This is a genomic window from Bradyrhizobium sp. Pa8 (genome assembly GCF_052588265.1).
In genome coordinates this window covers 48888-61613 of sequence record NZ_CP176767.1, presented here as the reverse complement: position 1 = coordinate 61613, position 12726 = coordinate 48888, and the positions used below count along the sequence as shown (strand labels likewise).

At 65.3% G+C, this 12726-nt stretch carries 10 protein-coding genes; 1 reads left to right on the top strand and 9 read right to left on the bottom strand.

Annotated elements, in window-relative coordinates:
- Window positions 1-95 precede the first annotated feature (95 nt).
- The 4 genes from infB to rimP form a co-directional block, all read right to left on the bottom strand.
- Window positions 96-2804, bottom strand: a complete 2709-nt coding sequence (gene infB / locus ACKWRH_RS00250) for a translation initiation factor IF-2 (RefSeq protein ID WP_445218852.1) — start codon at window positions 2802-2804, stop codon at window positions 96-98.
- A gap of 70 nt (window positions 2805-2874) precedes the next feature.
- Complete coding sequence (locus ACKWRH_RS00245; protein ID WP_445218851.1) at window positions 2875-3558, bottom strand: RNA-binding protein; 684 nt, start codon at window positions 3556-3558, stop codon at window positions 2875-2877.
- 23 nt (window positions 3559-3581) lie between these two features.
- On the bottom strand, window positions 3582-5192 hold the full coding sequence (gene nusA, locus ACKWRH_RS00240; protein ID WP_071908929.1) for a transcription termination factor NusA: 1611 nt from the start codon (window positions 5190-5192) through the stop codon (window positions 3582-3584).
- A 2-nt stretch (window positions 5193-5194) separates the two neighbouring features.
- Window positions 5195-5953 (bottom strand): ribosome maturation factor RimP, encoded by a 759-nt coding sequence (gene rimP / locus ACKWRH_RS00235; protein ID WP_445218850.1) that lies wholly within the window; start codon window positions 5951-5953, stop codon window positions 5195-5197.
- A gap of 383 nt (window positions 5954-6336) precedes the next feature.
- Between rimP and ACKWRH_RS00230 the strand changes: the two genes are divergently transcribed.
- Window positions 6337-7419, top strand: a complete 1083-nt coding sequence (locus tag ACKWRH_RS00230) for a DUF2336 domain-containing protein (protein ID WP_445218849.1) — start codon at window positions 6337-6339, stop codon at window positions 7417-7419.
- Here the strand turns inward: ACKWRH_RS00230 and ACKWRH_RS00225 are convergent.
- From ACKWRH_RS00225 to ACKWRH_RS00205, 5 genes are all read right to left on the bottom strand, one after another.
- Complete coding sequence (locus tag ACKWRH_RS00225; protein WP_445218848.1) at window positions 7416-8123, bottom strand: tRNA (guanine(46)-N(7))-methyltransferase TrmB; 708 nt, start codon at window positions 8121-8123, stop codon at window positions 7416-7418. The two genes, ACKWRH_RS00230 and ACKWRH_RS00225, sit on opposite strands and share 4 nt — an antisense overlap.
- Window positions 8120-9277 (bottom strand): M20 family metallopeptidase, encoded by a 1158-nt coding sequence (locus tag ACKWRH_RS00220; RefSeq protein ID WP_445218847.1) that lies wholly within the window; start codon window positions 9275-9277, stop codon window positions 8120-8122. Before ACKWRH_RS00220 ends, ACKWRH_RS00225 begins: the two co-directional genes overlap by 4 nt.
- 86 nt (window positions 9278-9363) lie before the next feature.
- The gene (locus tag ACKWRH_RS00215; protein ID WP_008131807.1) at window positions 9364-9777 is read right to left on the bottom strand and encodes a helix-turn-helix domain-containing protein; all 414 of its coding nucleotides are present in this window, start codon (window positions 9775-9777) and stop codon (window positions 9364-9366) included.
- 220 nt (window positions 9778-9997) lie between these two features.
- Window positions 9998-11611: an apolipoprotein N-acyltransferase gene (lnt, locus tag ACKWRH_RS00210; protein WP_445218846.1), complete on the bottom strand. Its 1614-nt coding sequence runs from the start codon at window positions 11609-11611 to the stop codon at window positions 9998-10000.
- Window positions 11608-12726 carry a hemolysin family protein gene (locus tag ACKWRH_RS00205; RefSeq protein WP_445218845.1) on the bottom strand — a complete coding sequence of 373 codons (1119 nt, stop codon included), beginning with the start codon at window positions 12724-12726 and terminating at the stop codon, window positions 11608-11610. Before ACKWRH_RS00205 ends, lnt begins: the two co-directional genes overlap by 4 nt.

Here is a 12726-nt window from a genome sequence, read left to right as displayed (position 1 = left end):
GAAACGAATGCGGTGCGATGGCCGGAATAAATCCGGCCATCGCACTCCCGCAATTTCAGCTCAAAAAGATCCGGGCGCTTCGGTAAGATTTGGACTTACAGGGAGCGCTGGATCGTCTCCACGCGATAACACTCGATCACGTCACCGGCACGCATGTCGTGGTAGTTCTCGAAGGCCATGCCGCATTCCTGACCGGACTGCACTTCCTTCACTTCGTCCTTGAAGCGCTTCAGCGTCGACAGCTTGCCTTCGTGCACGACGACGTTGTCGCGGATCAGGCGCACATTGGCGCCGCGTTCCACGGTACCATCGGTGACGCGGCAGCCGGCGACCTTGCCGACCTTGGAGATGTTGAAGATCTCCAGGATCGAGGCATTGCCCAGCATGGTTTCGCGCAAGGTCGGCGCGAGCAGGCCGCTCATCGCCTTCTTCACGTCGTCCACGAGGTCGTAGATGATGTTGTAGTAGCGGATCTCGATGCCGTTGCGCTTGGCGGCCGCAGCCGCCTCCTTGTTGGCACGAACCGAGAAGCCGATGATCGCGGCGTTGAAGCCTTCCGCGAGCGTCACGTCGGATTCCGAGATGCCGCCGACGCCCGCATGCAGGATGCGGGCTGCGACTTCGTCGGTGCCGAGCTTCTCCAGCGAGCCGAGGATCGCTTCCAGCGAGCCTTGCACGTCGGCCTTGATGATCAGCGGGAATTCCTTGCGACCCGCCGTCTTCAATTGCGACATCATCTGCTCGAGCGAGCCGCGCATGCCGGAGATCGAGGCAGCCGCGTTCTCGCGCTTCTGGTGCGCGCGGTAGCTGGTGACCTGGCGGGCGCGGGCTTCGTTCTCGACCACCGCGAGACGATCGCCGGCTTCCGGCGGACCGTTGAAGCCGAGCACCTCGACCGGCACCGAAGGACCGGCTTCCTGCACCGTCTCGCCCTGATCCGAGATCAGCGCGCGGACACGGCCCATCTCGGCGCCGGCGACGATGATGTCGCCGACACGAAGCGTGCCGCGCTGGACCAGCACGGTCGCGACCGGGCCACGGCCGCGATCGAGCTTGGCTTCGATCACGGTGCCTTCGGCCGGACGCTCCGAATTGGTCTTGAGGTCGAGGATGTCGGCCTGGAGCGCGATCATCTCGAGCAGCTTGTCGAGATTGGTCTTGTTCTTGGCGGACACTTCGACGTCGACGACTTCGCCGCCGAAGGATTCGACCTGCACCTCGTGCTGGAGCAGCTCGGTGCGCACGCGCTCGGGCTTCGCGTCGGGCTTGTCGATCTTGTTGATGGCAACGATGATCGGCACCCGCGCCGCCTTGGCGTGGTTGATGGCTTCGATCGTCTGCGGCATGACGCCGTCATCGGCCGCAACCACCAGCACGACGATGTCGGTCACCTTGGCGCCGCGGGCGCGCATCGCGGTGAACGCGGCGTGGCCGGGCGTGTCGATGAAGGTGATCTTCTTGCCGCTTTCGGGCGACAGCACCTGATAGGCGCCGATATGCTGGGTGATGCCGCCGGCTTCGCCGGAGACGACGTTGGCATGACGGAGCGCATCGAGCAGCGAGGTCTTGCCGTGGTCGACGTGACCCATCACGGTCACCACCGGCGAGCGCGTCTCGGTGTCGGTGGAATCGTCGGTGGCGTCGAACAGGCCTTCTTCAACGTCGGACGCGGCAACGCGCTTGACGGTGTGACCCAGCTCTTCGGCGATCAGCTGCGCGGTGTCGGCGTCGATCACGTCGGTGATCTTGTGCATCGCGCCCTGCTTCATCAGCATGCGGATGACGTCGACCGCGCGCTCGGCCATGCGGTTGGCAAGTTCCTGGATCGTGATCGCTTCCGGAATGACCACCTCGCGGATGAGCTTTTCCTTCGGCTCGTTCGCGGCATGGCCCTTCAGACGCTGGGTGCGGCGGCGGAACGAGGCGATCGAGCGCTCGCGCACGTCGTCGGCATTGAATGCAGTAACGACCGTCAGGCGGCCGCGCTCCTTCTGCGGGCCGGGCTTGTGGGTGGGCTTGGGGGCTACCACGGGACGCGCGGCGCCGCCGGGACCGCGGCGGATCTGGCGCGGACCCTCGTCCTCATCCGGTCCGGCTGCGACCGCGGGGGCGCGACCCACCGGGCCTCCCGGCCGCTGCGTGGTCGTTCCGGGCCGTGCCGTCGTTGTTCCCGGGCGGGCCGTGGTGGTGGTGGTGCCGGGCCGCGCCGTCGGCGCTCCGGGCCGCGGTGCAGGAGCGGGCGACGCCGTCGTCGTTGCAGGGCGCGCCGCGGATGGCGGCTGCTCGCCTTCGCCAAAACGCTTCTTGGCCTCGGTTTCGGCCTTGCGCTTGGCCTCGTCCTCGTGACGGTGGCGCTCTTCCTCGGCCTTGCGGCGGGATTCGGCGGCCTCGCGCTCGACGCGTTCTGCGGCTTCGCGAACAGCGCGGCGCTGGGCCTCTTCCTCGGCCACGCGGCGCTCTTCGACTTCGCGCACCTTGGCATCGGCCAGCGCGCTGGCGCGGGCGGAACGTTCGTCCTCGGTCAGCGTGCGCAGCACCACGCCGGAGCCGGCGTTACGCGGCGGAGCCGGGCGTGATGGAGCAGGCGTTGGCGCGGCCGGTGCCGGCTTTGCAACGACCACGGGAGCCTGCGGCTCGGGGCTGCCGTCGACGCGGCGCTTGCCGCGCTTCTCGACCACGACCTGCTTGCTGCGGCCATGGCTGAAGCTCTGACGCACAGTGCCCGTTTCGACGCGCGGCTTGAGCGATAGCGTCTTGCTCGGAACGCTCAGCTTCTTGTCGTCAGGGGTCTTGGTATCAACCATTCAGCAGTCCTAATCCTGATTTATCAGTGTTGTGCGTTGCCGCACCGTCCTATCGGGTGGTCATTGTCTCTCAGAAATCCTGGCCGGGCTTTTCAGCAGTCTTGTCAGCGTCCGCCATCCGGTATCGGACCAGCATCTGGCTACGTGACAGGAATGACTTGCTCGCCGGGCCCGCGAGCAGGGCAGCATGTATCACATTTGACCGGGTCAGTGCCAAATCCAATTCTATAGATTTCAATGCGGTGATGACGGGAATCTGCGGCTTGGCGCCGCGATTTCCGTCATTTTGACGTGCCAACATGTCCAATTTGCGGATTCCGTCCGCGGCCCCATCGCTGGCATGGATCAGGACCTCGACCGTGCCTTCCTGCAGGGCGCTTTCGACCTTGCCGAAGCCGGCCACAATCTGGCCCGCCTTGGCGGCGATCCCAAGGGCTTCCGTCACGCTCCGAACCAGGAGCGCCTCGATGTCGGCGGGAAGCGTCTGGGGAGTGCGCAGCTCGCGCTTGAAGGCCTTGCTAAATTGGTGACGCCGCACGGCTTCCGCAACCACCTCGCGCGAGGCAGTGACCCACATGCCGCGTCCGGGCAGCTTGCGCTTGAGATCGGGAACTATGTCGCCTTGCGGCGAAATGACGAAGCGGATCAGCTCATCGATCGGCCGGACCTCGCGACTGACCGCGCACATCCGCATGGTCGCGGACCTTTCGGTCCGCGGGCCATTGTCGAGATCGTGGTCAGTATCTGCGAGCATCCGGGCGACATTCTCCTTCGTCCTTAAGCCGGCTGATCTTCAGCCGCCTCAGCCTCTTCGGCCGGCTTGGCGAGATCGGCTTCGGTGATCCAGCCGGCCTTGACGCGGGCCTGCATGATCATGGCTTCGGCATCGTCACGGGAGATCTCGATACCGTCGAGCGCACCCGGATATTTGGTCTGCTCGCCGCCTTCCTTGCGCTCGGTCCAGCCGACCAGATCGTCGGTGGCGCAGCCGGCGAGATCCTCGACCGTCTTGATGTCGTTCTCGCCGAACTTCACCAGCATCTTGGAGGTGACGCCGGGCACGTCCTTGACGGCGTCCTCGACGCCCAGCTCCTTGCGCTTGGCCTCGATCTCGGCCTCCTGCTGCTCGAGATATTCGCGGGCACGGTTCTGGAGCTCCTGCGCGGTCTCCTCGTCGAAGCCTTCGATGCCGGCGAGTTCCTTGAGGTCCACCATCGCGAGTTCCTCGACCGAGGTGAAGCCTTCGGACGCCAGCAGCTGGCCGACCACTTCGTCGACATTGAGCGATTCCATGAAGACGCGGGTGGAGTTCTCGAAGTCGGCCTGGCGGCGCTCCGATTCCTCCTGCTCGGTCAGGATGTCGATGTCCCAGCCGGTGAGCTGCGAGGCCAGACGCACGTTCTGGCCGCGGCGGCCGATCGCCAGCGAGAGCTGGTTGTTGGTGTCGGGCACGACGACCTCGATGCGCTCGCGGTCTTCGTCGATGACGACCTTGGAGACTTCGGCCGGCGCCAGCGCGTTGACCACGAAGGTCGCGATGTCGGGCGACCACGGAATGATGTCGATCTTCTCGCCCTGCAGCTCGTTCACCACCGCCTGCACGCGCGAGCCGCGCATACCGACGCAGGCACCGACCGGATCGACCGAGGAATCGCGGGAAATCACGCCGATTTTCGCGCGCGAGCCGGGATCGCGGGCCACCGCCTTGATCTCGACGATGCCGTCATAGATCTCAGGCACTTCCTGCGCGAACAGCTTCGCCATGAACTGCGGATGGGTGCGGGAGAGGAAGATCTGCGGGCCGCGGGTCTCGCGGCGGACGTCGAAGATGTAGGCGCGGACGCGGTCGCCGTTGCGGAACACTTCGCGCGGCAGCATCTCGTCGCGGCGGATGATGGCTTCACCGCGGCCGAGGTCGACGATCACGCTGCCATATTCGACGCGCTTGACGACGCCGTTGACGATGTCGCCGATGCGGTCCTTGAATTCCTGATACTGCCGGTCGCGCTCGGCCTCGCGCACCTTCTGCACGATCACCTGCTTGGCCGACTGCGCGGCGATGCGGCCATATTCCAGCGGCGGCAGCGTATCGGCGATGGTGTCGCCGACCTGGGCGCCGGGATTGGCGCGCTGCGCATCCACCAGCGAGATCTGGTTGGAATGATTTTCGACCTTCTCGACCACCAGCATGTGGCGCGACAGCCGCAGCTCGCCCTTCTTCGGGTCGATCTCGGCATGAACGTCAGTCTCGCTGCCGTAACGTGCCCGTGCTGCCTTGGCGATGGCGTCTTCCATCGCCGCGATGACGATGCCGCGGTCGATCGATTTCTCGCGCGCAACGGCATCGGCGATCTGGAGCAATTCAAGTCGATTGGCGCTGACTGCCATGGCTAGTCTCCTTCGTCAGGCTCGATCTCGCCCCGCCGCGCGCGTTCGGCGGCCAGGCGGTGCTTCTTCGTATTGGTCGGTGCCGGCTTCTTTTTTTGCGGCTTGGTATTCTTGGTAATCTTCGCACTAATTTCCGCGTGCGGTGCAGCCGGCGGCTCGATGCCGAGATCGCGGCGCATCTGGCGCTCTTCGGCCTTGCCGCGGCGCATGGATTCCGCGATCAGCTCGTCGGTCAGCACCAAGCGCGCCTCACCGATGTCTTCCATCGTCAGGAGAACGTCGGGATTATCGCTCGCCTTGGCGTCGTCGCGACGCAGGTGCACGCGGTCGCCCTCGACGGCACCGAGCGTGCCGCGGAACCGCTTGCGTCCCTCATGGGCGACCGCCATGTCGATCTTCACCAGATGGCCGGAATAGCGTTCGAAATCGGAGCGGCGCACCAGCGGACGGTCGATCCCCGGCGAGGAGATTTCCAGCCGATAGGCGCGATCGATGGGGTCGGCGACATCGAGCACCGGCGACAGCGCCCGCGAGATCGCTTCGCAATCCTCGAGCTGCATCGATCCGTCCGGCCGCTCGGCCATGATCTGCACCGTGCAGCCGGCCTCGCCGGAGATGCGGATCCGCACCAAGCGGTAACCCATGCCCTCGAGCACCGGACCTGCGACCGCAGACACACGTGCCGCCACGCCCGGCTCGACCACGAGCCTCGGCTCGGCCAGCAACTCGGCATCCGTGGAACCAGTGTTCGGTTCGGTCATATCAGGGGTCAAGGCGCTCGATGGTTAAGGCTTGGTTAAGACTTGAACAGGTTAGAATTTGCAGAGCCTGTTTCGGAACTCTTTATCCCGGCAGCTCGCCGGGCCGCATATCTTCCACCAAGCCGCGTTCAGGTAATAAAAAAGAGCGGGTCCTTTCGGGCCCACTCTCACTACGCGGATCGTATGAGAAGATGAATTGGCGCTGATATAGCCCTTTCCGTCCTCCCGGACAAGGCCCATCGCGGGAAAGACGAGGCTTTTTGCGCCCGGCCTGTGGCCCCCCGCGCAACGCTTCCTTCATCTAGGAGGCCTAAATTCCCTGATTGTGGGGCGACTTGGACCAAGGGCGCACCCGCGGCGTGCCCTGTACGAGTTGCGTTTTCATGACCGCTGCCACGTCGCTCATTCCCGGACTCGACGAGATCGTCAAACGCGGCGACCCCCGGCGTCGCGGCGAGATCGCACGCGCCATCGCCCAACTGTTCTTCCAGGACGCCGAGAAGCTCCGTCCCGATCTCGTCGATCTCTTCGACAATCTGCTGATCGATCTCGTTCCGCATGCCGAGCTTGCCTCGCGGGTCGACCTCGCCGAGCGCTTCTCGCGCCTGAACAATGCGCCGCCGCATCTGGTGAGCCAGCTCGCACGCGAAAACGAGATCATGGTGGCGGGCCCCGTGCTGCGCCGCTCGCCGGTGCTCGACGACGCCGCGCTCGTCGAGATCGCGCGGCTGAAGGGCCAGGGCCATCTGCTGGCGATGACCGAGCGCCCCGCGCTGTCGGCTGCCATCACCGACGTGCTGGTCGAGCGCGGCGATCGCGACGTGGTGCGTCGCGCCGCGGGCAATGCCGGTGCGGTGTTCTCGCAAGGCAGCTATTCCGAGCTGATCAAGCGTGCGTCGCAGGACGGCGTGCTGACGCTCAGGATCGGCCAACGCAACGATCTCTCGGGCGAGCACCTGAAACAGCTGCTCGACGGCACGCTCGACGTCATCCGCCGCCGCCTCTCGAGCGTGGTCAATCCCGTGCGTCAGGTCGAGATCAAGCGCGCCATGGCGGCGATCGAGGAGGCCGCGCTGCCGCCGGGGCCGCGCCGCGATTTCTCGGCTGCACAGCGCACGGTGCTGACCTTGCATCGCGAGGGTCATCTCGGCGAGAGCGCGCTGCTCGGCTTCGCCAAGGCGCTCAAATACGAGGAATCGATCGCCTCGCTCGCGGCGATGTCCGGCGTCCGCCTCTCGATCCTCGATCGCCTGGTCGCGGGCGACCGCTACGATCCGATCCTGATCCTGGGCCGCATGCTCAATCTCGGCTGGCCCACCGTGCGCGCGCTGATCCTGATGTGGTACGGCCCGCATCGCACGCCGGCCGATGCCGATCTCGAGCAGGCGCGCGTGAACTTCACGCGCCTGATGCCGTCAACGGCCGAGCGCGTCGTGAAATTCTGGCGCAACCGCCAGACGATCTAGCGCCGCCTGAACCGCAGATACGTGGTCTTGCGCCCTTCGCGCGTGGCCTTCCGGCCGTAGCGCGTCATGGTGTAGCCCGCCCACGGTAGCCGGAAATCGTCGGCGCGTTCGGCGAGCCAGACGAAATCCTGCGAGCGCGCCAGATGCGACAGCGTCCAGCCGCAGTAATCGTCGATGTCGCAGACGAAGCGGAATTCGCCGCCCGCCTTCAGCACGCGCGCCATCGCGGCAATGGTCCGGTCCTGGACGAAGCGCCGCTTCCAGTGCCGCCGCTTCGGCCAGGGATCGGGATGGATCAGATCGATCCGCGACAGCGATGCCTGCGGCAGCCAGGCCAGGAGCTCGGCGGCATCGCCCGCGAACAGACGGATGTTGCCGATGTTGGCAGCCTCGATCTGCGCGAGGATCTTTGCCATGCCGTTGACGTAGGGTTCGCAGCCGATGAAGCCGGTCGCGGCGAAGTTCTGGGCCTCGGCCGCAAGATGCTCGCCGCCGCCGAAGCCGATCTCGAGCCGCACATCGTCGGCCGCGGGATCGAAGATCTCGTTGGCATTCGCCGGCTTCTCGCCCTCGATGTCGAGCGAAAGATGCGGCAGCAGCTGACCGATCAGCTCGGCCTGGTGCTGCCTGAGCTTGTGGCCCTTACGCCGCCCGAAGAAAGCGCGCTCGTCATCGCGATCGGGATCTGATTTTCGTTCGCTCATCGCAGCGTCTGATACAGGCGATGGAGCAGCCGCGCGCGGGGTTCGAGCGACGAGACGTAGATCTGCTCATAATGGGTGTGTGCGCCCTTGCCGTCGACGCCGAGTCCGTCGAGCGTTGCGGTGTGGGCCGCGGTGAAATTGCCATCCGAGCCGCCGCCGGTGTGGGTGTCGATCAGCTCGAAGCCGATCTCGGTGGCAAGCGACTTCGCATGCTCGTACAGCGAGGCGCCTGCATTGCTCTTCTCGTAGGGTGGACGGTTGAGCCCGCCCGTGACCTTGACGGTGACGCCATCCGTCTTCGATGTCAGCCCGAGGATCTTGCCGACGAACTCTTCCGCGTCGGTAAAGCTCGGCACGCGCAGGTCGACTTCGGCATAGGCCTCTTCCGGCGTGACGTTGGGGCGCGTGCCGCCGCGCGCCACGCCGACATTCACCGTAACGCCGCGTGCCAGATCATTCATCGCTTCCAGCGCCAGGATGACGTTGGCAAGCTCGCGGATCGCGCTGCGGCCATCCTGGGGCCTCGTGCCGGCATGTGCGGGCACACCCTTGATGAATACTTCGAATCGTCCGACGCCCTTGCGTCCGGTGACGATCTTGCCGCCGTCGCGCGCGGGCTCCGTCACCAGCACGTATTTGGCCTTGCGCCCTTCCGCCTCGATCAGCGCGCGCGAGGTCGGGCTGCCGATCTCCTCGTCGGAGGTGAACAAATGGGTGACGCCGAGCGGCGAGCGATCGCCAGCGGCGCAGAGCGCGCGAAAGGCGTGATGGGCGATATAGGCGCCGCCCTTCATGTCGTAGATGCCGGGACCGAACACGCTGTCGCCTTCGACCTTGAACGGCAGGCGCTCGATGAATCCCATGGGATGAACGGTATCGAGGTGGCTCAGCACCAAAATGCCCGGCCGGTCCTGGCCCCAGGTCGAGCGTGCAGCGAGATGATCGCCGCAGCCATCGACGCCGGCGACGCGCTCGAGCGTAACCGGCAGATCGCGGTATTGCTCCGCGACCACGGAGATCAGCTTGTTGACCTGTTCAGGTGTGTCCGTCGGCGTCTCGATCTCCACCCAGCGGCGGATGCCATCGAGAATAGTTTGTGAATCGAACCAATTGGACTTGGTCATGAACGCATCTGTGCCTTTGAACCGCATCATCGAAGAGGGCGCGCACCAAAAACGCGCCCGCAAATGACGACATAGGCCAGATTTGACGCAGTCTCAAATCGGATTGAGCCGTCGCGTCACCGTTTGTCGGGACCTTCGCGGGCGGCGATCTGCTCGACGAGATCGACGATCGAGCGGCGCATCTTCGAATCAGTGATTCGGGTGAACGCCTTGGTCAGAGCGAGACCTTCGGAGGTCGCGAGGAAGTCCGAGACATAGGAAGGCGAGGCGCCTTCGGCGAAGCCGTCCGGGCCAGCCACGCCGCTCGGTCCACCCTCGAACAGGAACGACACCGGCACCTGCAGAATCTCGGCGATCTGCTGGATGCGGCTCGCGCCGACGCGATTCGTGCCCTTCTCGTACTTCTGAATCTGCTGGAAAGTCAGGCCCAAAGCTTCACCGAGCTTTTCCTGGCTCATGCCCAACATGATGCGGCGCATACGCACGCGGCTGCCGACATATTTGTCAACAGGGTTGGGCGCTTTCGACATTTCCTCAGCCTCCAAACATCACCTTCGGCGCAATCACAAGAATGCCTCCGGTGCCAGCATCGTCAAAATCAAACCCTGTTATTGGGAAACATTGCGGAGAAATTTAGCAACACCCACTGTCTTTCGCAGCGGGTGCAGAATGAGGAACCCGTGTGCAGTCTGTCAACCGTGGGACTACGGTTGTCAAAGGATTCCGGCCGCTGCGGCGGCGAGGGCGTGATCAGGGGTGCCGTTTGGCAACACGTCGGCGGACCACCAGAATCACGGCCAGCGCAACGAGCATGGCTGCGGGCACGTCGCCCACCCGCGCATAGACGGTCGGCGGAATTGCGGCGGGCAGGTTTGCATCCAAAATGCCTTCGACGCCGAGGCCGAGGCTGGCAACGGTTCGCCCCACCGGATCGATCACCGCTGACACGCCGGTATTGGCGGACCGGACCAGCGGCAATCCAAGCTCGATCGCGCGCATCCGGGCCTGCTCGAGATGCTGATAGGGACCGGTCGACATGCCGAACCAGCCGTCATTGGTGAGGTTCACGATCCAGCCCGGACGCTCATTGCGGCCGGCGACCTCGCCTGGAAAAATTGCTTCGTAACAGATCAGCGGCAGCGCGGGCGGCGCGCCGGGCACCGATAGCGCATGTCGCACGCTGCCGGGAATGAAGCCGCCGCGCACGCGCGTGAGTTGCTCGAAGCCGAGCTTCTCCATCAGGTTCTGGTAGGGCAGGAATTCGCCGAACGGCACGAGGTGCAGCTTGTCGTAGACCGAGAGCACGCTGCCGTCGTGATCGATCACGTAGATCGAATTGTAGGCGCGCGTGATCGGCGTGCCCCGCGGCAGGTCGGGGGCGCGGACCGAGCCCGTGATCAGCACCGTGCCCTTCGGCAGCAGCTCGGCGATCTGCGCCATCGCGTCGGCTTCGCGGGTCAGGAAGAACGGAAAGGCCGATTCCGGCCAGATCAGGATGGTGGCATCGCGCACGCCGGTGGATTGCGGTCCCGAGGCGCGGTCCGACAGCGCCAGGTATTTCTTCATCACCTCCGCCTTGGCGGCGTAGTTGAATTTCGCGTCCTGCTGGAGGTCCGGCTGCATCAGGCGCAGCTTCACACCCGCGACCATCGTGGTCGGATGCAGCGACAGGCGGATCGCGCCGAAGATGCTCATGACAATCAGAAGGGCAATCGCAGCAGCCGGCGCGCGCCATGCCGGGCGGCGATCGGGCGTGCGGTCGATCAGCGCCGCCGGGCTTGCGAAGATCGCGACGCTAAGGAACGTCATGCCCCACAGGCCGATCAGCGACGCCGTCTGCGCCAGCGGCAGCGGCTCGGACAGGGCATAGCCGAACGCGTTCCAGGGGAAGCCGGTCAATGCGTGACCACGCAGCCATTCGGCGACGGTGAGGCTTGCGGCGAGCGCGAGGATGCGCGTGGCATCCTTGGTCCAGAGCAGGCGGGCCAGCGCGAATCCGATCGCGGTGAAGATGGAGAGATAGGCCGGCAGGCCAAGCACGGCGAACGGTGTCAGCCACGCGAACACATCGGCGTCGACGAAGAAGGCGTAGCCGATCCAGTAGAGGCCGGGGACGAAATAGCCGAGCCCGAACCAATAGCCGGTCAGTGCCGCGGCGGGGACGCCGCGATATCGTCCGGCGCCCGCGCCGTCGATCAGCCAGACCAGCACCGGGAATGTAATGAACAGCACCGGAAAGACATTGAACGGCGCCAGCGCCAGCACCGACAGCGCGCCGCATCCCATCGCGATGAGCGCGCGCTTCCATCCCCAGGTGAGGATGATGGCAAGCGCAATCTGCCGAAGCCGCTGGAACAGGGTCACTGCGGACCGGTCCCGTCGCTTGGCGGCGGGACGGGCGTGTCGCTGGAAGGCGGTTGACCGCTCTCCGGCGTGGCCTCGCGGCGGCGGCTCTCGCGCTGGGTACGCGGCGCGGGACGCTCCTTCCGTGTCGAGATGCGCAGCCGCTTGACGCGGCGCGGATCGGCATCGAGCACCTCGATCTCGTAATTGCCGGGGCCCGAGATCACCTCGCCGCGCACGGGCAGGCGCCCGACGAAGCTGACGAGATAGCCGCCGAGCGTCTCGACTTCCTCACCGGCCTCGCCGGTGACGAAATCCTCGCCGATCACCGTGCGGACGTCGTCGAGGCTGGCGCGGGCGTCTGCAATGAAGGCGTTGTCGGGCAGCCGGACGATCGAGGGCGGCTCGTCGCTGTCGTGCTCGTCGTCGATCTCGCCGACGATCTGCTCGACGATGTCCTCGAGCGAGACCAGCCCGTCGCTGCCGCCATATTCGTCGACCACCAGCGCCAGATGAATGCGCGTGGCCTGCATCTGCGCCAGCAGGTCGATCGCCCGCATCGACGGCGGCACGTAGAGCAGCTTGCGGATGATGCGCGCATCCTGCAGCGGCAACGCCAGGTCGACCGTACGCAGGTCGAGGCCGGCCGGCAGCGGCTTCTTGCGCTTGGTTTTCGTGGCCTCCGACACCCGTGCACGCGCGGTCATGAAAGCGAGCAGATCGCGGATGTGGACGATGCCGACGGGATCGTCCAGCGTCTCGTTGTAGACGACAAGGCGCGAATGGCCGGCGCTCTCGAAGCGGTCCATCAACTCGCCGAGCGGGATGTCGCGCTTCACCGCGATGATGTCGGCACGATGCACCATGACGTCGGCGATGCGGCGCTCGTGCAGACCGAGGATGTTGCGCAGCATCGTGCGCTCGACGGTCGAGAAGCCGGTGTCGTCAGGCGTCGTGGCGTCGAGCACGACCTGGAGATCGTCGCGCACCGATCCCGCCTTCCAGCCGAACAGGGTGCGAATGGCACGCAGCAGCCAGCCTTCCGCGGTCGGCCGCATCACCTCGCCTGATGTCACCACGACCGGCAAATTCGCGGTATTGCGCGGATTGTCGTGAATAGGGTCGGAATCGGGCAT

What these genes read in the sequence shown, in the direction of transcription:
- rimP (WP_445218850.1), bottom strand. Translation starts at nt 5,953, where the DNA reads ATGACCGAACCGAACACTGGTTCCACGGATGCCGAGTTGCTGGCCGAG.
- ACKWRH_RS00245 (WP_445218851.1), bottom strand. Translation starts at nt 3,558, where the DNA reads ATGCTCGCAGATACTGACCACGATCTCGACAATGGCCCGCGGACCGAA.
- ACKWRH_RS00220 (WP_445218847.1), bottom strand. Translation starts at nt 9,277, where the DNA reads ATGATGCGGTTCAAAGGCACAGATGCGTTCATGACCAAGTCCAATTGG.
- ACKWRH_RS00215 (WP_008131807.1), bottom strand. Translation starts at nt 9,777, where the DNA reads ATGTCGAAAGCGCCCAACCCTGTTGACAAATATGTCGGCAGCCGCGTG.
- ACKWRH_RS00230 (WP_445218849.1), top strand. Translation starts at nt 6,337, where the DNA reads ATGACCGCTGCCACGTCGCTCATTCCCGGACTCGACGAGATCGTCAAA.
- infB (WP_445218852.1), bottom strand. Translation starts at nt 2,804, where the DNA reads ATGGTTGATACCAAGACCCCTGACGACAAGAAGCTGAGCGTTCCGAGC.
- ACKWRH_RS00205 (WP_445218845.1), bottom strand. Translation starts at nt 12,726, where the DNA reads ATGCCCGATTCCGACCCTATTCACGACAATCCGCGCAATACCGCGAAT.
- ACKWRH_RS00225 (WP_445218848.1), bottom strand. Translation starts at nt 8,123, where the DNA reads ATGAGCGAACGAAAATCAGATCCCGATCGCGATGACGAGCGCGCTTTC.
- nusA (WP_071908929.1), bottom strand. Translation starts at nt 5,192, where the DNA reads ATGGCAGTCAGCGCCAATCGACTTGAATTGCTCCAGATCGCCGATGCC.